The organism is Chitinophaga cymbidii (assembly GCF_007992715.1).
Taxonomy (GTDB): Bacteria; Bacteroidota; Bacteroidia; order Chitinophagales; family Chitinophagaceae; genus Chitinophaga; species Chitinophaga cymbidii.
In genome coordinates this window covers 473697-494621 of sequence record NZ_BKAU01000004.1, presented here as the reverse complement: position 1 = coordinate 494621, position 20925 = coordinate 473697, and the positions used below count along the sequence as shown (strand labels likewise).

Sequence of the window (20925 nt, the reverse complement as noted above, 5' to 3'; positions counted from 1 at the left end):
TTAAGGAAATTCCCCCGGTCCCGCGGCGAAATCATAGCCCGATTTTGTATATAATAATCAAAGTCGTAAATTGATATCTTTGTTTTAACAAGGGCGATTACCTCATGGAACAAGTACAAGTCGGCAAGTGTGTGTACATCCTGAATACCGGGCGGAACCTGTACAAGATCGGCAAGACGCAGGACCTGCACAGGCGGCTGGCGGCCTATCATACCCACCTGCCCGTGATGTTCCGGGTGATCCGGCAATATGCCGCCTTGAATATGACGGACCTGGAAGAAAGCCTGCACATCCTCTTTCAGCACAAACGGGTGAAAGGCGAATGGTTTGAATTGAGTAAAGATGACCTGATCATCTGCGACAATGTGGCCCGGAATTACGCCCTGCAATCCCTCCAGAAACAGCGCCGGAAATATGCGGACATCGCCTTTAGCGACAACCCCATGCTGCAGGTGATGGAAGCCAATGAAAGATACCTGCAGGATTATTCGAGAGTGGCGGACGATATCAACCTCGGGCTTAGCAATGATGAAGTGTTCGAGCTGTATGAAGGCACCGTGCAGAAAGCCATTATCGAAACCGTCAGAAGGCTGTTAAGGTACCGCACCCCCAATTCAGAATTCCTCGGCAAATGGCTGCGCGTGGTGAGCGAGCTGGGCGATGGCGCCAGCGAAAGCCACATCCTTCAGAAATATAAAGGCCAGATCAGCCGCTCCACCATCCAGATGATCAAAAGAATATTGCGGAACCAGCTGTACTGATCCCTCCCTCAAAAAAAATTTCAACATCCTGATTTCCTGCTGACATAAGGTTGTCAAACCCCGGCTGTTCCTTTGTAACAGAAACAAAAACCTTACGATCATGTCAATCATTTCCACCCTCCAGCAAGAAATGGAGCAAGAAGCGCAAACCACCCGTAAAATGCTGTCCCGTATTCCTGATGACAAATACGACTGGCAGCCGCACCCCAAAAGCATGAGCATCCGGCAACTGGCCACACACGTGGCGGAGCTGCCTGTCTGGGTGACCCTGGCCGTTACAACGGACGGGCTGGACTTTGCCACCACGCCGTACGAACAGGTGCCGATCAAAAATACGGATGAGCTGATGAAATATTTCGAGCAATCACTGGAAAACGGGAAGCAGAGCCTTGCGGCGGCAGACGAGCAGAAGCTGGACGATATATGGACGCTTCGCGCAGGCCCCGATGTACTTTCTGAAACCTCCAAAGCGGGAATGATCAGGATGACTTACTGCCAGATCGTGCATCACCGCGCGCAATTGGGTGTTTACCTGCGCCTGCTGGACGTTCCCATTCCCGGCAGCTACGGGCCGAGCGCGGATGAGCAGTAAAGATCTTTGAACGGACGCCATTGAGGGCCCGGAAACTGTATGTGGACGGGCCCTTTTTACACCTCGTCCCCTTCAACGATTGGAGACGGCAATTTTACGGCTTCTTCATCCACTTTTCGTTAATGTAGAACGTGCCGAAAGGTACAATTGAAGCGCCCAGCGCAATGAGCATCTTTCTGAAAGACCAGTCCAGCGCGATCTTCACTTCAATGACCAGTATCACGTACAGCACAAACAACACCCCGTGGGCCATGCCCACCTGTCTGTTGAGCCAGGGCTCTTCCGCGAAGTATTTCAGCGGCATGGCAATGAAAAGCAGTACCAGGAAGGAAATACCTTCCAGCAAGGCGATAAATTTCAGCCGCTTGACGGACGCGGGTGTTTTATTTTCCATGCGGCAATACTACGCCACAATCTTTTCCTGGCATATGATCCTCGTCAGGTGCACTGCGGGGCGTCCCTGCCTTCACGAAGACACTTAAAGTAAAATTGCAGGAAAGCCAATGGGTCATTCAGACTAATTTATTGATAAACAATGTAATAATGACAAAATTCTAGTATTTTCCTCGAATTGTAAAATTCTCACCTATACCCCTGCGCCTGCAAATGAAACAATTCCGCATAACGCCCTCCGCGGGCAAGCAGTTCATCATGGCTGCCGATCTCTTTCAGCTCGCCGCTTTCGAGCACAAGGATGCGGTCGGCCATTCTTACCGTGGAAAAACGATGCGAGATCAGCACGGCGGATTTCCCTTTTGTAAGGTCTGCGAACCGCAGGAATACTTCGTATTCCGCCCGCGCATCCAGCGCGGAGGTAGGCTCGTCCAGTATCAGTAATTGGGCGTCTTTCATGTATGCGCGCGCAAGCGCTATCTTTTGCCATTCGCCGCCGGAGAGGTCCACACCCTGGTGGAAACGGCGGCCCAGCATTTGTTCGTATTTTCCGGGAAGCCGCTGTGCCAGCTCGTCGGCCATGCTTTTCCGCGCCGCGGTAGTGATCATTTCTTCGTTTTCCAACTCCCCGATATTCCCCACTGCTATGTTTTGCGAAACGGTCATCTGGTACCGCAGAAAATCCTGGAAGATCACGCCCACCTGTTTTCGCAACTGTACAAGATCGTACTCGCGGAGATCGTGCCCGTCCAGCAGAATGCGCCCTTCCACAGGATCATACAGGCGTGCCAGCAGCTTTACCAGCGTGGTTTTTCCCGCACCGTTCTCTCCCACCAGCGCCAGCTTTTCACCGGCATGCAAGGTAAAATTCAAATGACGGTTCGCCCATCTTTCCGAATTCAAATATTTAAAACCAACGTTCTCGAATACAAACCCTTCGCGGATCGGATCGGGAAACGGTCTTGCCTGCTGTGGCTGAATGATGCGCGGCTGTATTTCGAAAAACTCGAACAGGTCGCGCAGATAAATAGCGCCCTGCGTTACACTGGTGAAGCGGATCAGCACGCCTTCCAGCAAGCTTCTCAACTGCCGGAACGAACCGCCGAGAAAAGCCAGATCGCCAATGCTCAGGTTGCCCCGCACCGTATCCAGGATAATGAAAACATAAGCGGTATAATACCCCGCGCCGCCGACTATCGCGAAAAAGACCGCCCAGGAATGGTAGCGGACAGAGAATTGCTTTTTGTCATGATAAAACTTGTCCGACAACCTTTTAAACCGGCCAATCAGGTAATCCGACAAATTGAAGATCTTCACTTCCTTCACGGTTTCATCGCTGGCGCCGAGGTAACGGATATAGTCCAGCTCGCGGCGGTCGGACGTTTGTCCCCATGCGAGCGCATAGAACTTGTCATTAAAATAAGTCTCCGAAAAAAAGGCGGGGACAACAGACACCACGAGCAACAGGATCAGCCAGGGGCTGAATGCCAGCAGGCCGGCGGCGAGGAAAGCCATCGTGATCAGGTCCTGCACCTGGCTTAATACCTGCGAAAGCAGCACGGTGCGGCCCTGCGTCTGCTGACGGGCGCGTTCAAGCTTGTCGTAAAAAGCGGAATCTTCAAACTGGTCAAGGTCCAGCATAGCGGCGTGCTGCATGATGCGTACCGAGGTGTGGTTGGCCACCTGCTCGCCTAACAGGCCGTCTATCAGAGTGATCACGCGGCTGAGGGCGCTGGTGGCGATCACCAGTCCAAATTCGAGCGCTACAAATTCCCAGAGATGCAGAAAGCTCTGCTCCCCTTTGATCTGCGTCATGCGCACTACTTCATCGAGGATCAGCTTGCCGGTGTAGAGCATGGCAAGCGGCATGGCGGATTGAAGAATGCGAAGCAGGGCATTCACGGCGGTCAGCCAGGGACTGGTTTGCCATACCAGCCGGAAGAATGCGGGCAGGTTGCGCAGCGCCGCCATCCTTTCTTTAAAGTTCACATCAGGTTCCCCCGGTTTCCGGTTGGGTCTTCTCATGATTAAAAAAACTATTCCGCAATGATCACCTTCACCCCCCGCTCGCTCAGCATCTTCACCGTATCCTGCGACACGAGGTTATCTGTAATGATATAATCCACCTGCTCAAGACTGCAAATACGGCCGATCCCCCTTCTGTCGAACTTCGAGCTGTCCGCCATCACTACCACGGTCTGCGCGAGGCTGATCATTTTCATGTTGAGGCTGGCTTCCGCGAGGTTGGTGATGGAGAGGCCGAATTCGGGATCGATGCCGTCCACGCCCAGGAAGAGCACGCCGCAGGAAATGTCTTCCAGCAGCCTTTCCGCGAAGGAGCCCGCGGCGGAAGAGGAGCTTTGATGAATGAGGCCGCCGATCTGCAATACATCTACAAAAGGTCTGTTACACAGCTCCAGCGCTACTTTGAGGGCCGGCGTGATGACTGTAAGATGTTTCGGGGGATGAATGAAGCGGGTCAGTTCAAATACGGTTGTACCGGAACCGATGATGATCGAATCGTTTTGCCCGATCAGGGTTTCAGCGGCCCTGGCGATCTTCTTTTTTTCTTCTGTTTTGATGAATTCTTTCTCGTTGATGGGGCGTTCGATAGTATAGGGGTTCTGGGTGGAACCGCCGCCTTTGGTGCGGAACAGCAGCTTTTTCTCTTCCAGCAGCTTGAGGTCTTTCCGGATGGTAACACCTGAAACCTGCAGCGATTCGCTTAACTCCTGTATGTCTACCCGGCCGTTTTCCTGCAGCTTTTGCAGGATCAGCTGATGTCTGTCTGTAATATTCATGGCTGAATACTGGTCTTATTTAACTTAAATAATCTTTCATCAAATTTAAGGAATAAAAATAAACATACTCTTACAGGGTAGATGAAACTATTTTTAAATTTCCTCCACCCCGCTTATTTCGTTTATTTTCAACTGTTTTCACTTCTTTTCATTCCCTTAATATTGCTTTAACCATTACTTAACTTTAATTTAATTTTGTTTAATTAAGTTTAATTTCTACTTTTATTGAAGAGATATTCCACAGCACGTTCAAATTCCACGACTGATATGAAACATCAGTTATTCAACCACAATTTTTTCAGAACTGATGAAATGTCAAACCAAAAAACACTGATGAACATGAGCAAAAGATGCATCCTTACCATGTGCTGCAGGTACATGCTAAGCCTGTTGCTGCTTGCATTGCCCGGAGTTATGAACGGGCAGTCCCAACACACTGTACGCGGAACAGTGACCAATGACAAAGGCGAGATCCTCATTGGTGTGAACGTGCGGGTCAAAGGCAGCAACACGGGCGTTACCACGGGCGACAATGGCCGCTACCAGCTTGCGGTCCCCGGCGGGCAGTCCGTTCTCCAATTTTCTTTTATCGGCTTCGCCGAACAGGAAGTTCCTGTAAGCGGCCGCAGCACCATCAACGTGCAGCTCGTATCCACCTCCCGTGACCTGGAAGGCCTGGTGGTAGTGGGTTACGGCACCCAGAAAAAGATCAACCTCACCGGCGCGGTAGACCAGGTGGGCAGCGAAGTTTTCGAAAACAGGCCCCTGACCAACACTACACGCGGCCTGCAGGGCGTCATCCCCAACCTGAACATCCGCATGACGGACGGTAAGCCCATCCGCGGCGCCACCTATAACGTGCGCGGCGCCACTTCCATCGGCGCCGGCGGCAGCGCGCTGATACTGATAGACGGCGTGCCGGGAGATCCGAACCTCCTCAATCCCAACGATATTGAAAGCGTGACCGTGCTCAAAGACGCCGCGGCGGCAGCCATCTACGGCTCCCGCGGTACCTTCGGCGTGGTGCTCATCACCACCAAAAACCCGACAAAAGAACAAACCACCGTCAACTATACGGCCAACGTTTCCCTCAACGAACGCACCATCAAACCCAAGCTGGTCACCAACGGCTACCAGTGGGCCAAACACTTCGATGAAGCCTTCGCCTCCTGGAACGACTACGCCTCCCATCCGCAGAAAGCAAACTCCGTATTCCCGTTCTCGTTAGATTACCTGGACGAGCTGAAACGGCGCGACGCAGATCCTTCCCTGCCGAAGGTAGACATCAACCCCGCTAACGGCGACTATGTCTATTACGGCAACACGGACTGGCTGAAGGAATTATACGCCGACGCCAATCCCTCCACAGAACATAATCTCAGCGTATCCGGCAGCAGCAAGAACGTCAACTACTACCTCTCCGGCCGCTACATGGCCCAGAAAGGCGTCTTCCGCTACAACCCGGACAACTTCTCCACCTATAACCTGCGGGCGCGCGGCTCCGTACAGGCGTTCCCGTGGTTGAAGGTGGAGAACGACCTGAACTTCTCGCAAATGGATTACTTCTTCCCCATCCTCAACCACCCCAGCAATACGCCGGTATGGAGAAGGATCTCGGACGAAGCGTTTCCCATTGCCATGCTGCGCAATCCGGACGGCACCTTAACGGAGAATGCCGCCATCGTGTTCGGCAGCTTCATTTCCGGCAATAACTATTCGGAAGAGCGCCGCCAGCTGATCCGCAATACCTCCCGGTTTACGGCCAGCCTGTTTAAAAACAAGGTGCATGTGAACGGCGACCTTACCTTCTCCCAGCAGAACAACGTGGAAACGCGCCTTTACACGCCGGTGCCCTACAGCAAGAAACCCGGCGTGATGCTGGAACGCGGCGAAAGCAAGATGAATGAAGACGATGGCAAGACCAGCTATCTCGCCGCCAACATCTACGCGGATTATGAAAAGACCTTCCACAAGCATTACTTCAAAGGGATGATCGGTTACAACTACGAACATTCTCTCCTGAAAAGCCGCTATATTCAACGGGACGGGCTGATCAACAACGCCCTGCCGGACTTCTCGCTGATGAACGGCGTGAACTTCCAGCTGCGCGGCGGCGGCAGCGAATGGAGAACGATCGGCGGCTTCTTCCGCCTGAACTATATCTTTGATGAACGTTACCTGTTTGAAGTGAACGGCCGCTACGACGGTACTTCCAAATTCCCGCAAAACCAGCAATGGGGCTTCTTCCCCTCCGCATCCGCCGGATGGCGCGTATCCCGCGAAAAGTTCTGGACGCTGCCCGTGAACACCGTCAGCGACTTCAAGCTGCGCGCTTCCTACGGCACCCTGGGCAACGGGAACATCTCCCCTTACCAGTTCCTCGAAACCATGTCCGTCGCCCAGCTGGCGCGCGTGCTGAACGGCATCCGCCCGGACTACACGCAGCAACCGGGCGTGGTACCCGACGGTCTCACCTGGGAGAAAGCCACCACGCTGAACTTCGGTACAGACATCGCTTTCCTCAACAACCGCCTCAATGCTACGTTCGACTGGTACACCCGTAAAACAACGGACATGTTCACCACCGGGCTGCCACTGCCGGGCGTATTCGGCGCCGCCGAACCGAAAGGCAACTACGCGGACCTGGAAACAAAAGGATGGGAATTGTCCATCGGCTGGAAAGACCGCACCAAAGGCAGCAATCCACTGACCTACGACCTGCGCTTTGTATTGTCAGACAACAAAAGCACCATCACCCGCTTCAACAACCCGCAGGGGCTCATCAACACGTACTACGTGGGCATGACCGTTGGTGATGTATGGGGATTTGTGAATGACGGATATTATGCGGACATGGACGAAGTGAACAACCGCGGCATCGACCAGAGCTTCATCCGCGTATCGGCCGCCAACAAGCCATTACCCGGCGATATCAAGTTCAAGGACCTGAACGGCGACAAGAAGATCACTGAAGGAGCGGGCTCCCTCTCCGATCCCGGCGATAAGGCCATCATCGGTAACACGCAGCCGCGCTACACTTACGGCTTTACCTCCAACCTGGAATGGAAAGGTATTTTCTTCTCCCTGTTCGTGCAGGGCGTGGGTAAACGCGACTTCTGGCCGGGAACCGACAACTCGCTGTTCTGGGGCGCCTTCAACCGTCCATATAGCTGGCACCCGGAAGATGTGGTGAACAACATCTGGTCAGAAGACAACCCGGACACCTACTTCCCGCGCCTGCGGGGCTATACCGCGCTCAACTCCCGCGGCCAGCTGCAGGTGCAGCAAAGCAAGTACATGCAGAACGTGGCCTACGTCCGCCTGAAGAACCTGAGCCTCGGCTACACGCTGCCTTCCGCCTGGGTATCCAAAGCCGGCATGGCAAGCGCGCGCATCTACCTCACCGGCCAGAACCTCTGGACGTGGAGCCCCATGTACAGGCACGTGAAAACGCTCGATCCTGAAGTGATCGAAGGCACCGACCCCGAACTGACCAGCGGCAGCGGCAGTAACGGGATGGCCTATCCGATGATGAAAACCTACACCGTAGGGATCAATGTGACATTCAAATAAAACGATCATGCAACGTATTCTCCACATATTACTCATCGCCCTGGTCGCGTTCTCCGCCTGCAAGCAGGAACTGGACCTGAAGCCTTTCGACAAGCTGTCCCCGGACAATGCTTTCAATACGGAAAAAGATCTGCAGCTCTACGCCAACTCGTTCTACCTGATCCTGCCCACCGGCACGGACATCGTTAAAAGCGATGCGCTGAGCGACTACCTCGTAGGCAGAACACCCTCCAACTACATCTACGGTTCCTTCGGCGCCACACAGGCTTCCGGCTGGAACTGGGAAAACCTGCGCAAGGTGAACTACTTCCTCGAACACGTAGGCCAGGCAAAGATCACAGACGAAGCCCGGAACCACTACATCGGGCTGGCGCGCTTCTTCCGCGCCTGGTTCTATTTTGAAATGGTGAAGAAGTTCGGGGATGTGCCTTATTATAACAAGACGCTCGCCGTAGACGATCCCGATCTGTACAAAGGCCGCGACCCGCGCACTTTGGTAATGGACAGCGTGCTGTCCGACATCAACTTCGCCTGCGCCAACATCCGCAACACGAAAGACAACACCGCTTCACAGGTCACCCGCTGGGTGGCGCTCGCGCTGAAGTCAAGGATCTGCCTGTTCGAAGGCTCCATCCGCAAATATCATCCGGAACTGGAACTGACCGCTACGGCCAGCGAATGGTTCACCGAAGCCGCGGAAGCAGCGAACCTCGTGATGCAGGGCAACCAGTATCGCCTGCTGACCACGGGCGCACAGCCTTACCGCGACCTGTTCGTCAACGAAACGCCGAACAACACCGAAGTGATGCTCGCCGCGGTGAACAGCAAAAGCCTCCGCGTTTTCAACGACGGCAACTGGTACTGGACCAGCGCCACTTACGGCGGTAGATTGAATTTCACCAAGACCTTCATCAACACCTATCTGAAAACAGACGGCACCCCCTTCACCGCACAGGCCAATTACAACAGCATTCCCTTCGTAACGGAAGTAAAGGACCGCGACCTGCGCCTGAAACAATCCATCCGCCTCGGTAACTACACCCGCGACGGAGCGGCGGCGCCACCGGATTTTACCTATACCTATACGGGCTATATGCCCATTAAACTGGCTGTGGACTCTAAAGCGACGGATGGTGTGGCGGAGAACTTCAATTCGCTGCCCATCATCCGCTACGCCGAAGTGCTACTGAACTACGCGGAAGCAAAAGCGGAATCAGGTACCTTCAATACCACGGACTGGAACGCGACCATCGCCCTGCTGCGCCAGCGCGCGGGCATCGCCGCCGCTCCTTTCCCCACCGTGGCGGACGCCTATATGCAGCAAAACTACTTCCCGGACATCGACGACGCGGCGCTGCTGGAAATCCGCCGGGAACGCGGCATAGAGCTGGCGCTGGAAGGATTCCGCTACGACGACCTCCTGCGCTGGAAAGCGGCCAGGCTGCTCGAAAAAACATACGACGGCATGTACGTACCTTCGCTGAACACGCTGATGGACCTGAACGAGGACGGCAAGATGGACGTATGTTTCGTGACCACCATCCCCACCACAAAAGTGCCCGGCGTATATTACTTCCTGATAGATAACGTGCAGTTCAAACTATCGGATGGCACCAGCGGCAACCTGATCCTGTTCGATAACCTGGAACGAAAATTCGAAGACTATAAATATTTCTACCCGATCCCGTACAACGAGATCGTGCTGAACGGCAACCTGAAACAAGACCCCAGGTGGCCGAACTGATAACACGTAAAATAAAAACTGATACAGCATGTCAACCAACAAAGAAACACTATTTGACAAAGCAGGCATTCCACGGCAGTTGCTGTGGGGCTATATCGGCATCATGATCTTCATGATGGGCGATGGTATTGAACAGGGATGGCTCAGCCCTTACCTGGTGGACCACGGGATGACCGTACAGCAGTCCGCCACCCTGTTCACCGTATACGGTATTACGATCGCCATTTCCGCCTGGTTCTCGGGCGTACTGGCGGAAGGATACGGCATCAAACGCACGATGTTCATGGGGCTGGTGCTTTACATTCTCGGAACGGTGGGCTTTGTTGGATATGGCATGCCGGAACTGAACTACCCCGTAATGCTGCTGACGTATGCATTACGGGGTTTCGGATACCCGCTTTTTGCTTATTCCTTCCTGGTGTGGATCGCGTACGTGAGCCCGCAGAAACAGCTGGGCCGGGCCGTAGGCTGGTTCTGGTTCGTGTTTACAGGAGGATTGAATGTACTCGGCGCTTACTATTCCAGCTGGGCCATTATAAAATTCGGGCATCTGAACACATTATGGACTTCGCTGTTCTGGGCCTTGCTGGGCGCGCTTTTCGCGCTGATCATCAACCGGCCGCAAACGAAGAAAAGCACTACGTCCGGCTCACAGGCGAAAGAGCTGATGAAAGGGCTGACCATCGTGAAGGAAGAGCCGAAGGTATTGCTGGGCGGAATTGTGCGCATCATCAATACCACCGCGCAGTTCGCCTTCCCGGTGTTCCTGCCCATGTACATGGCGCGGCATGGCTTTGATACCACGCAGTGGCTGCAGATCTGGGGCACCATCTTTACCGCCAACATCATCTTCAACCTGATCTTCGGGTTTGTGGGCGACCGCTTCGGATGGCGCAATACGGTGATGTGGTTCGGCGGCGTGGGTTGCGCGGTGAGCACCCTGCTGTTCTACTACGCGCCGCAGATATGGGAAGGCAGCTTCTGGATGGTGATGGCCGCCGGCGTGCTCTGGGGCGCGTTCCTCGCCGGATATGTGCCTTTGTCCGCCCTCGTGCCGTCACTTGTAAAGAAAGATAAAGGAGCCGCCATGGCGATCCTCAACCTCGGCGCCGGCCTGCCGGTATTCGTAGGGCCCGCCATCGTAGGGCTTTTCATCGGCAGCGTGGGCGAAGCCGGTGTGATATGGATACTCGCCGTCCTCTACGTGATCAGCGCAGTGCTGACGCGCTTCATTACCCTGCCCGATAATGCAAAGACCCTGCATCATCACAACAACCAGGCGGAAACACTGCAAACGGTATAGCAAATTATTACAGCATGAGAATATTGATTACAGCACCCTACCATGAAAAAGGGTTAGAAGAACTGGAAAAGCAATTCGGCGAAATTGTTTACAAGCCCTGGAAACCCCATGGAAGAGCGTATAACGAAGCAGAGCTGCTCGAACTGCTCGCGTCCTCCAAAGCGGAGGCGCTGATCACCGAGCACGACCATGTGACGGCCGCCGTTATCCAGGCCAACCCGCATTTGCAATTCATCGGCGTTTGCCGTGGCACCCCCTCCAACGTAGCCGTGGCTACGGCAACGGAACTGGGCATACCCGTATTCTTCACGCCCGCGCGGAACGCGCAGGCCGTTGCGGAAATGTTCATCTCCAACGTGATCCTGCTGCTGCGTAAAACGATCCCGGGCATCGACTGGCTCAAAGGACGCAACTGGCAGGCCGGCGCACATGATTCGTACCTCGCGTTCAAAGGCAACGAGCTGGCGGGAAGGACCATCGGCATGGTGGGATTCGGCGCCATCGGCCAGCTGATCGCAAAGCTGGTGCGCAACTATCCCTGCAATATCCAGTTCTTTGATCCGTACGTGACGGAATACGACAAGGCTTACCGCAAAACCAGCATCGAGGAAATCTTTAGCAGCAGCGACATCGTATCCATTCACCTGCCCGTTACACCGGAAACAAAAGGGATGATCAACAGCAGCCTGTTGAAACGGATGAAAAAAGATGCCATCTTTGTCAATACCGCCCGCGCGGTAGTGGTGCAGCGTGAAGACCTGCTGGAAGTGCTGGAATCGCAGGCTATCCGCGGCGCCGTGCTGGACGTGTTCGACAACGAGCCGCCGGACGAGCTGGACTACCGCATCATCGACCATCCGAACGTGATCGCCACACCGCACATCGCCGGCGCCACCTTCGAAGTGGAAGATCATCACGTAGAGATCATGAACAGGGCGCTGCAGGAGTGGTTCGCCCGGGGAAACCGGCAGATCGCGGAGCTGTCCAACAAAGCTATACTTAAAGCCCATATTCAATGACGATGCAGGATTCATATATTATTGTAGACATCGGTACCGGCAACGTGCGCGTGGCCGCTGCCGCGCAAAACGGACAAGTACTGGGCGTGGCCAGGGAAGATATTGTATATGTCAAGGACAACGATTACCCGGATGCGCTGTACTTTGATCCCGCGCAACTGTGGGAACAGGTGCAGCGGCTGGCGAAAACGGTGCTCGCCACTGTTCCCGCCGCTTCCGTGAAAGCCGTTACCGCCACCAGCCAGCGCGAAGGGATCGTGCTGATAGGGAAAGACGGTGCTTCTCTTATCGGCCTGCCCAACATCGACCACCGCGGACGCGAATGGGAAGGCATCATGCGGGACAAAAGCCGTGTTTATCAACTGACCGGCCGCTACCCTACTTCCCTTTTCTCCGCCATGAAGCTGGTAGGCATCCGCGAGCGGAAACCGGCCGTATGGGAAGAGCTGCACACCTTCCTGAGCATCAGTAACTGGATCGAATATAAAATGAGCGGCGTGGCGAAGTACGAGCACTCACAGGCATCCGAAACATTGCTTTACGACGTGGCGCAAAAGCAATGGTCGAAAGAACTCTGTGAAGTCTTCGGGTTAAGCATGGATCTGCTGCCCGCTATTGCGGAATCCGCTACCGTATTAGGCGACGTGCTGCCGGATGTAGCGCAATCGCTCGGTCTGAATAAAGATGTAAAAGTGGTTGTAGGCGGCGGCGATACACAACTCGCCATCAAGAGTACCCGTCCCGCTGTGGACGATATGGTGATCGTATCCGGCACCACCACCCCGATCGTGAAACTAACAGGAACGTATAAACTGGATGATGAAGAACGGACGTGGACGAGCCGGGATATTGAGCCGGACCGGTTTGTGTTTGAAGCGAATGCCGGTGTTACCGGGTTGAATTATCAGCGTTTGAAAGAGATTTTTTATCCGAATGAAGGATATGACGTGATCGAAAAAGAGCTGCAGGAGAACAAGCATACGTTCTGCATGGCCTCCCTTGGCTCCCTGTTGGCGGACGAGGAGGTATCCCTCACCCGCGGCGGCTTCATCTTCCCTGCGCCGGTATCCCACCTGCTCACCCGCGGCTCCTTCGTATGGGCCACGATCTTCGACATCGCCTGCTCCATCGTGAAGAACTACCGCATCCTGGCGGAAGTGGACGGCCACCGGCCGGATTATATCTGGGGATGCGGCGGCGGATTGCAGAGCAAGGTGCTGCGGCAGCTGATCGCCAATCTCACCGGCAAGAAAGTGCAGATGCGTCATGCGTTCCAGCAGTCCTCCGCCATCGGCGGCGCGCTGATCTGCAACCAGGCGCTGCAGCTGAACGTAACCATGAACGACAGCATTGAAGTGGTGCACCCGCAGGAACAGGAGCATTACGCCGCGCTGTACGCTGAATGGGAAAAAACGCGCGGGTATTTCAGGAATATGAATTAGCAAGAACAATTATGCAACATCATTTTATAGGGATAGACGTAGGTACGCAAGGCGCGCGCGTAGTGCTGATGGACGACAAAGGCAACCTGCTCGGCAGCCGTGAGGAACAGTTCTCCCTTTCCCGCGAAGAGCAATCCCCCGCCACCTGGTGGGACGCCTGCCTCCGCTCCCTGCAGCAGCTCGCCGCGGAATGCGACCTCTCGGCCGTAAAAGCCGTTTCGGTCACCTCCACCTCCGGCACCATCATCCCCCTCGGCAAAGACCTCCAACCGCTGCACAACGCCATCATGTACAGCGACGGCAGGCAGAAAGCCGAAGGCGATACCTGCAAGGCCGCAGCGGTGAAATATCACGATCACGGCTATACGGCCTTCAATACCAGCAGCGGCCTGCCCAAGATGCTTTGGTTCATCAACAATTATCCGGAAAAGACCGCGCAGCTCTACAAGTTCATCCACGCCGCCGACTTCATCATCGGAAAATTATGCGGCCGCTTCGATGTAACGGATTTCACCAATGTGCTGAAATCCGGCTACGACGTAGAGCAGCAGCACTGGCCGGCATACATATGGGAACATCTTCCATTTAAAAAGGAATGGCTGCAGGAGGTAGTGCCCTCCGGTACACCAGTCGGCCACGTGAAAGACGTTCCGGACTTAGGCAATGATGTGATCGTGGTAGCGGGAATGACGGATGGATGCGCTTCGCAGATCGCCTCCGGCGCGGTGAACCCCGGTGACTGGAACACCACCATCGGCACCACGCTCGTGGTAAAAGGCGTTACCACCAAAGTGATCAGAGACCCGGAAGGCCGGCTATATAGCCACCGTCACCCGGAAGGATACTGGATGCCCGGTGGCGCCAGCAACACCGGCGCGGACTGGGTAACCAAAAATTTCAATGAAGATCTTGCTTCGCTCAACGAAGCCGCCGCCGCCCTCATTCCCACGCAGCACCTTTCCTGGCCGCTGATGCAGCAGGGGGAGCGCTTCCCGTTCATCGCGCCGCAGGCAAGGGGGTTTGAAGAGGAAGGACTTTCCACCGCGGCGCGCTTCGCCGCCGGCATGGAAGGCGTGGCCTATATCGAAAGATATGCCTACGAGGTCATCGAGCAGCTCTCCGGCGAAAAGGTAAAGGCCGTGTTCACCGCGGGCGGCGCCAGCAACAGCCCGGTATGGCTCGGCATCCGCAGCAATGTGCTGAATCTGCCGCTGTACAAAATGAAGCATGTCACCGGCGCCACAGGAGCCGCCATCCTGGCCGCATCCAAAACGCGCTTCTCTTCCATCATGGAAGCCGCCGCTGCCATGACGCAAATAGAACGGGAAGTAAGGCCCGCGCCCGCCATTATGGCCGTGTACGAGAATAATTACATAAAATTCATACAGACACTCAAAGAAAAAGGATACATTTCAGGCTATGAAACGCCCACCCAACGTTTTTATACACCGGGCGTTCCATCTGACCGCTAAACGATAATTATCAACGGATGAATACGCTTAATATTTTTCTGTTACGGCATGGACAAACTGCCTGGAATGCAGACAACAACCGCTACTGTGGCCGGTCGGACATCTCCCTCACCGCCAGGGGCATACAGCAGGCGGAACTGGTGCGCGATCAGCTGAAAGGATTTACGTTCGACGGCGTGTACTCCTCGCCGTTAGAGCGTGCTTTCATGACCGCCGCCATCGCCTCCGGCGTGGACGTAAAAAAAGACCAGCGCCTGATAGAAGCGGACTTCGGGGATTGGGAAAAGAAAACGAAAGAGGAGTTTATCGCGGAAAACCCTTCGCTGTGGACCAACTGGATGGATGATCCCGCCATTCACCGCGCAGGTGGCACCGGCGAAACGGGCATGGAGATCGTTACCCGTGTAGATGATTTTTTCCGGGAGCTGGTGCAGCAACACCCGTCCGGCAACATTCTCGTAGCCGCCCACAACGGCGTGAACCGCCTGTACCTCGCTTACAAGCTCGGCATGCCTTTGAAAAACTACCGCATGCTGGTACAGGACAACGCCTCCATCACCATGTTCAAACTCTCATCCGACGGCTCCTTCACATTAGAACACCTTAATTCAAAATTCTGAGAATATGATCGCATGGTATAAAAAGTTAGCAGCCTGCGGCATCGCCATCGCCATGAGCGGTACGATGTACGCACAATCCAATACCATCAATGTGCTGAACATCAAAACGGCCAAAGACCTCCGCGCCTTCTTTAAATATACCGGCAAGGACGTGCCCTTTATCAGCGGCCACCGCGGCGGGGTGAATGTAGGTTTCCCCGAGAACAGCATCGAAGCGTTCGAGAACACCCTCCGCCACACACCCGCCACTTTCGAGATCGACCCGCGCCTCACAAAAGACAGCGTCATCGTACTGATGCACGACGCCACCCTCAACCGCACCACCACCGGTACCGGTAAAGTAGGCGACTACACGCTGGCGGAGTTGAAACAGCTTTACCTGAAAGATGTGGAAGGCAATGTTACTAAATTCCGCATCCCCACGCTCGAGGAAGCGATCATCTGGAGCAAGGGCAAAACGGTGCTGATACTGGATAAAAAGGACGTACCCTTTGAAATGACCGCCGCCATCATCGCCAAACACAACGCGGAAGCGAATGTGATGGTCACCGTGCACTCCGCCAAAGAAGCAAAATGGTATCACGACCGGAACAGGGAGATCGTATTTGAAGCCTTCGTAAAAACACAAAAAGCCCTCGAAGAATACGAAGCCCTCGGCATTCCGTGGACGCATATCATGGCGTACGTTGGTCCCGATAACAAGCCCGAGCTGAAGCCGCTGTACGCGAACCTCAACAAGCGCGGCGTGATGTGCATGATCTCCACTGCTCCCACGTACGACAAGCTGGCTTCCGCCGAAGAGCGCGCCAACGCTTACCGCGCGATCATCCGCGATGGCGCCAGCCTGATAGAAGCGGACCGCTCCATTGAAGCCGCGGATGCCATCAAACCCCTGCTGCCGGCGAAAAGTAAGAAGAAGAAATTCTTCGGGAAGAAAACGATCTGAAGATATTGATAGTTATTTCCGAAAGACTGCTGCATCAACATTTGTATGGTGCGGCAGCCTTTTTACGTCTTTAAAGGTTTTCCTGTACAGCCTTGATCCCTTGTGACCAAAATCCGCTATATTTATCCAATAAAATACTCCTATGGCTATCATCATCCTTGTCCTCATCTGCTTCATCTGCTTTCTCCACCTCTACATCCTCTACCTCGAAATGTTCGCATGGACCACCCGCGCGCCAAAGATATTCAAACAAATACCCAAAGAATTATTCGAACCGACTAAAACGCTGGCCGCCAACCAGGGCCTGTACAACGGCTTTCTCGCCGCCGGCCTGTTCTGGTGCCTCTGGATTGAAGACGTAGCCTGGCAACGGCATGTGGCCATTTTCTTTTTGAGCTGTGTGGCGGTGGCGGGTATATATGGCGCTGTCACCGCATCCAAAAGAATATTCTTCGTACAGGCGTTACCGGCATTGATCACGTTGCTGCTGATCTTCGTGCTTTGATGTATTTCCGCGAAAAATAGATCATCGAGATCAGCGTCCCTAAAATCCCCACCATCCCCGCGATCATCACCAGCTGCATGTAAAACCGCAGCCAGTCCGCCTCTATGTGAAACACTGTTTTCACCAGCAGCACGCCCACACTACCGAGGTACCCGAAAGAATCCGCGATATATATCAGAAACCCCACGTTCCCCGCAAAGCGGAACGCCGCAATGAAGCGGTCGAACAGGATGCTGTTGAACGGAATGTACACCATGTATAATCCCAAACCCACCATCAGCATCCAGCTATACATCTGCAATTGCATCCGCTGATAAAGTATGGTGGCGGCCAGCGCGATGATGAACCCCGCCAGCATCATTCCCTGCGCCAGCATAAAAGCTTTGAAGTTATTCCGCAGCCAGATCATCGCGGCGATCAGCACCAGGATAACCGCGGAAATAGTCGTTTCTGTTTTTGCAAAAACACCGGCCTGCAAGGCCACACCGGATTCGCGCCACATGTCCGCCATAAAGCTGTCCCGGATCTCCCGCAGGATCGTCACCAGGATGTAGATCACCACCAGCGAAAAGATCCCCGGCAAAAAACTCCTCAGCAACGCCCGCCGGTCCCCCTTCCCCATCGGTTGCCGGTCCATCCGCTGCTGCACGTCCATTTCATCCGGCGGCGGTATTTTTTCCAGCAGGAATACGAACAGCACCAGCGCCGGCATAAAGATGCATCCCACCACGAACGGCATCCAGTACTCGCTGACAGCCCATGCATCCATCACCCACTGCGCCGTTGTTTTCGCCAGTCCGGACGCAAAGATGAAACTAACGGCAAGGGCTGCACTGATCAGGTCTGTCGTGCGCCGGCCTTCCACGTAAGAAAACACCACGCCCCACAGCATGCCAAGCGGAAAGCCGTTGAGGAACAGGCACCAGAAATTATACGGCGGCGGTATCAGCGCGAACGCCAGCCATGCCAGCCAGGAGAAGCCCGTCAGCAGCAATATCAGCACATGCCTGCGCACGCGCTTCATCTCGGAAATAAAACGGATGCCGTAAAATTTGCTGGTCATATATCCCAGTACCTGCGTGATCACCAGCACCACCTTGTAATCCATCCCGAAAAGGGAATGGCCGTCGTACGCCGCCACATTGAAGGCTTTGCGGAAAGTGAAGATAGCCGTGTAAGCGGAAAAGCTGGTGATGGCCGCAAGGACCGCGGTCCATATCTGGCGCCTGGTGAACATATACCGGAAGATACGTTGTTAAACGGATAAAAGAAAGGGCCGCCCACCGTAGTGAGCGGCCCTGCGGGGGTGTATCAATATATGAAAGGCTAGTGACCGATCTTGATGAGCTTCAGTATCTGGCGTTTCGTGCCTTGCAGGATCTCTACATAGTAGATGCCCGGTACATAGTTCGCCCCGATCCTGAGCGTGCTGTTCGGCGCGATGTTCTGACGGCTTTCCACCAGTTGCCCGCTGTTGTTCAGCACACGGATGCTGATCGGTTGCGGATGCTTGCTGATCATGAGCAATACGAACTGATGCAGCGTCGGGTTCGGCACCGCTACCACGGCAAGGCCGTCCCCGGAAGTCCATGGCTTGCTACCGGGCACGATCACTTCGGTGCTGGCCGTGCTGGCATTACCCGCACTGTCTGTTGCCGCAACGGTGATCGTATAGATGCGGCCGTTGCCGAAGATGGAGCGCATTGCACGCAGTTTTACCTGGTGACCGTTCACCACCTGCCAGTCGGACGGACTGATAGGTTCGTTGCTGGTAACGCTCAGCGTAGTGGTAACCGGGCCGCAGTCGGACACCTGGTAGTTCACCGTTACGTCTTTCAGCTGGTTATTCGCCACCGTGATGATGGACGGGTCCGCGCTGATGCCGGTGATCGCCGGCGCGATGGTATCTCCCGCCATCAGGGCAATACCGCAGGTATCCGACTTGCCGCCCGCGTTGGTAGCGATCAGCTGGATCAGCTGGTTGCCCTGCACGATGCTGCCCGGTAAAGGCCACTGTGAGAAGGTAACGCCGGTGGTATCGCCGACCTGCGCCAGCTGGCGGTAGTCCGGTACCTGGATGGTGCAGGCGGCATCCGCATTCAGCCGCAGCGTTGTATCCGGACAAATGATCTCCGGCGCAAGGTTGGCGGAGAGATTGGAGGCGCCGCTTTCATTGTGGAACCGGTCTACCGCGGTGACGGCATAATAGTACGTTGTATTGGGTTCGATGGTAGTATCTGTGTAGGCCGTTTCGCTTTGCGGCGTGATGGCAAGGATAACAGTGGTATCTATCGCCGGTTGCGTGGAACGGTAGATGACGAACTGTTTTGCCTTATCCATTTCATCGGTGGTGCTGGCCATATTCACCCAGTTGAGGGTCACGGAATCATTGGCGTGCTGGTAAGCGTTCAGGGCGATGGGCGCCTCCGGTGCCACGTTATCGCGCCAGGGCATGGCGGGCTGCAATGCGGGAGTGTTGTAGAAATGCAGGCGCAGCGAATCGCGGAAGCCGAGGCGTGTGGAGGACCGCAGGCTGCCGGTGTTGTAGATGGACTGGCCGTAAACGTTGCTGTAAGCGCTGTCGCGGTTCATCCGCACCTGGTTGGGGATCTGTGCAGGTTCCTTCCAGGGCTGCGCCTGTGCGGCATCATTCACTTTATATCCCGCCATGCCGATGTAGATATGCCGGCCGTAGGCGTGATTGTTCCACCAGGGCATCACTTTGGAATAATCCGCGCCGGGCTGGCCGATATACCAGTATACCTGCGGCATGATGTAATCCACCCAGCCTTCTTCCAGCCATTTGCGGGTGTCTGCGAACAATGTAACGTAGTGTTGCAGGCCGGAGGTGGGAGAACCGATCTCAGGGTCTGTGCTGTTACGATAGATGCCGGAGGGCGAAATGCCGAATTTCACCCAGGGCTTGATCGCCTTGATCGTGTCGTTCAAACGTTTGATAAGCAGGCTGATATTATCCCTTCGCCAGTCCCCCCGGTCCGTAAACCCGCGCGGATCGGCGGCGTAAGTAGCATCATCATTAAAGGTGGAGGGAGAACCGGGATAAAAATAATCATCGAAGTGAATGCCGTCCACATCATACCTGCGCACGATATCATCGATCACGCTGGTGATGTAATCCCTTACCTGCGGCAGGCCGGGGTCGAGCACCCGCAGCGTGCCCTGGCTCAGCAGCCACTCGGGATGTTGCTTCGCAACATGGCTCTCCGCGAAGCCCGGCAGGTTGTTGGAATTACCCACGGCGCGGTACGGGTTGATCCAGGCATGGAATTCGATGCCGCGTTTATGACATTCGTCGATGGCAAACTGCATCGGGTCCCACAACGGGTTGGGCGCTACGCCCTGCGTGCCGGTGAGGTCGGCGGACCAGGGATCGATCGGGCTGTTGTACAGCGCGTCGCACTGGCTGCGCACCTGTATGTACAGGGCGTTCAGTCCCGTCGCCTTATGATGGTTCACGATGGCGATAAAGGCCGCCTGCTGCTGCGCGGGGGTCTGGTTTTTATTCGGCCAGTCGATGCCCAGGTACGTAGCGATCCACGCGCCGCGCAGCTCCCGCTTCGGGGCTACCTGTGCGATCGTAAAAAGGGGAAGTAAAGTGAATAGGAATAGATTGCGTAAAAGTTGAGGCATCATACGGGGATTTTGGTTGAAACAATAGTGCTTTCCAGTATATAGATCATCTGACGATCGTTCGCCGTTATCGCCGCCTAAAATAAATTTGCGTAGATTTGTA

At 54.8% G+C, this 20925-nt stretch carries 16 protein-coding genes; 11 read left to right on the top strand and 5 right to left on the bottom strand.

Features of this window, described 5'->3' with window-relative positions; all coding sequences use genetic code 11:
* Positions 1-104 precede the first annotated feature (104 nt).
* Together CCY01nite_RS18250 and CCY01nite_RS18245 are read left to right on the top strand one after the other, a co-directional pair.
* On the top strand, positions 105-761 hold the full coding sequence (locus CCY01nite_RS18250) for a GIY-YIG nuclease family protein (RefSeq protein ID WP_146864813.1): 657 nt from the start codon (positions 105-107) through the stop codon (positions 759-761).
* 100 nt (positions 762-861) lie between these two features.
* On the top strand, positions 862-1353 hold the full coding sequence (locus CCY01nite_RS18245; protein ID WP_146864811.1) for a DinB family protein: 492 nt from the start codon (positions 862-864) through the stop codon (positions 1351-1353).
* Between the two features lie 94 nt (positions 1354-1447).
* Here the strand turns inward: CCY01nite_RS18245 and CCY01nite_RS18240 are convergent, their stop codons facing one another.
* From CCY01nite_RS18240 to CCY01nite_RS18230, 3 genes are all read right to left on the bottom strand, one after another.
* On the bottom strand, positions 1448-1747 hold the full coding sequence (locus CCY01nite_RS18240; protein ID WP_146864809.1) for a DUF3817 domain-containing protein: 300 nt from the start codon (positions 1745-1747) through the stop codon (positions 1448-1450).
* Positions 1748-1935: 188 nt separating this feature from the next.
* Positions 1936-3771, bottom strand: coding sequence for an ABC transporter ATP-binding protein (locus CCY01nite_RS18235; RefSeq protein ID WP_146864807.1), 1836 nt, complete (start codon positions 3769-3771; stop codon positions 1936-1938).
* Between the two features lie 11 nt (positions 3772-3782).
* The gene (locus CCY01nite_RS18230) at positions 3783-4547 is read right to left on the bottom strand and encodes a DeoR/GlpR family DNA-binding transcription regulator (RefSeq protein WP_146864805.1); all 765 of its coding nucleotides are present in this window, start codon (positions 4545-4547) and stop codon (positions 3783-3785) included.
* 339 nt (positions 4548-4886) lie between these two features.
* Here CCY01nite_RS18230 and CCY01nite_RS18225 point away from each other — a divergent pair, with 339 nt between their 5' ends.
* From CCY01nite_RS18225 to CCY01nite_RS18185, 9 genes are all read left to right on the top strand, one after another.
* On the top strand, positions 4887-8120 hold the full coding sequence (locus CCY01nite_RS18225) for a SusC/RagA family TonB-linked outer membrane protein (RefSeq protein ID WP_222614435.1): 3234 nt from the start codon (positions 4887-4889) through the stop codon (positions 8118-8120).
* Positions 8121-8127: 7 nt separating this feature from the next.
* The gene (locus CCY01nite_RS18220) at positions 8128-9864 is read left to right on the top strand and encodes a RagB/SusD family nutrient uptake outer membrane protein (RefSeq protein ID WP_146864801.1); all 1737 of its coding nucleotides are present in this window, start codon (positions 8128-8130) and stop codon (positions 9862-9864) included.
* 28 nt (positions 9865-9892) lie between these two features.
* Positions 9893-11167 (top strand): MFS transporter, encoded by a 1275-nt coding sequence (locus CCY01nite_RS18215; RefSeq protein WP_146864799.1) that lies wholly within the window; start codon positions 9893-9895, stop codon positions 11165-11167.
* Positions 11168-11181: 14 nt separating this feature from the next.
* Complete coding sequence (locus CCY01nite_RS18210; RefSeq protein ID WP_146864797.1) at positions 11182-12186, top strand: 2-hydroxyacid dehydrogenase; 1005 nt, start codon at positions 11182-11184, stop codon at positions 12184-12186.
* Positions 12187-12188: 2 nt separating this feature from the next.
* Positions 12189-13628 (top strand): FGGY-family carbohydrate kinase, encoded by a 1440-nt coding sequence (locus tag CCY01nite_RS18205; protein ID WP_246129972.1) that lies wholly within the window; start codon positions 12189-12191, stop codon positions 13626-13628.
* Positions 13629-13639: 11 nt separating this feature from the next.
* Positions 13640-15100: an FGGY-family carbohydrate kinase gene (locus tag CCY01nite_RS18200; protein WP_146864793.1), complete on the top strand. Its 1461-nt coding sequence runs from the start codon at positions 13640-13642 to the stop codon at positions 15098-15100.
* Between the two features lie 17 nt (positions 15101-15117).
* Positions 15118-15720, top strand: a complete 603-nt coding sequence (locus CCY01nite_RS18195) for a histidine phosphatase family protein (protein ID WP_146864791.1) — start codon at positions 15118-15120, stop codon at positions 15718-15720.
* A gap of 4 nt (positions 15721-15724) precedes the next feature.
* Positions 15725-16666, top strand: a complete 942-nt coding sequence (locus tag CCY01nite_RS18190) for a glycerophosphodiester phosphodiesterase family protein (protein ID WP_146864789.1) — start codon at positions 15725-15727, stop codon at positions 16664-16666.
* A 142-nt stretch (positions 16667-16808) separates the two neighbouring features.
* Entirely contained in the window at positions 16809-17171 is a 363-nt protein-coding gene (locus tag CCY01nite_RS18185; protein WP_146864787.1) for a DUF1304 domain-containing protein, read from the top strand.
* Here CCY01nite_RS18185 and CCY01nite_RS18180 read toward each other — a convergent pair.
* Both CCY01nite_RS18180 and CCY01nite_RS18175 read right to left on the bottom strand, forming a co-directional pair.
* The gene (locus tag CCY01nite_RS18180; RefSeq protein ID WP_246129971.1) at positions 17143-18408 is read right to left on the bottom strand and encodes a DUF5690 family protein; all 1266 of its coding nucleotides are present in this window, start codon (positions 18406-18408) and stop codon (positions 17143-17145) included. The genes CCY01nite_RS18185 and CCY01nite_RS18180 overlap by 29 nt on opposite strands.
* A gap of 89 nt (positions 18409-18497) precedes the next feature.
* Positions 18498-20822, bottom strand: a complete 2325-nt coding sequence (locus CCY01nite_RS18175) for a family 10 glycosylhydrolase (RefSeq protein ID WP_186831132.1) — start codon at positions 20820-20822, stop codon at positions 18498-18500.
* Positions 20823-20925: the final 103 nt, after the last annotated feature.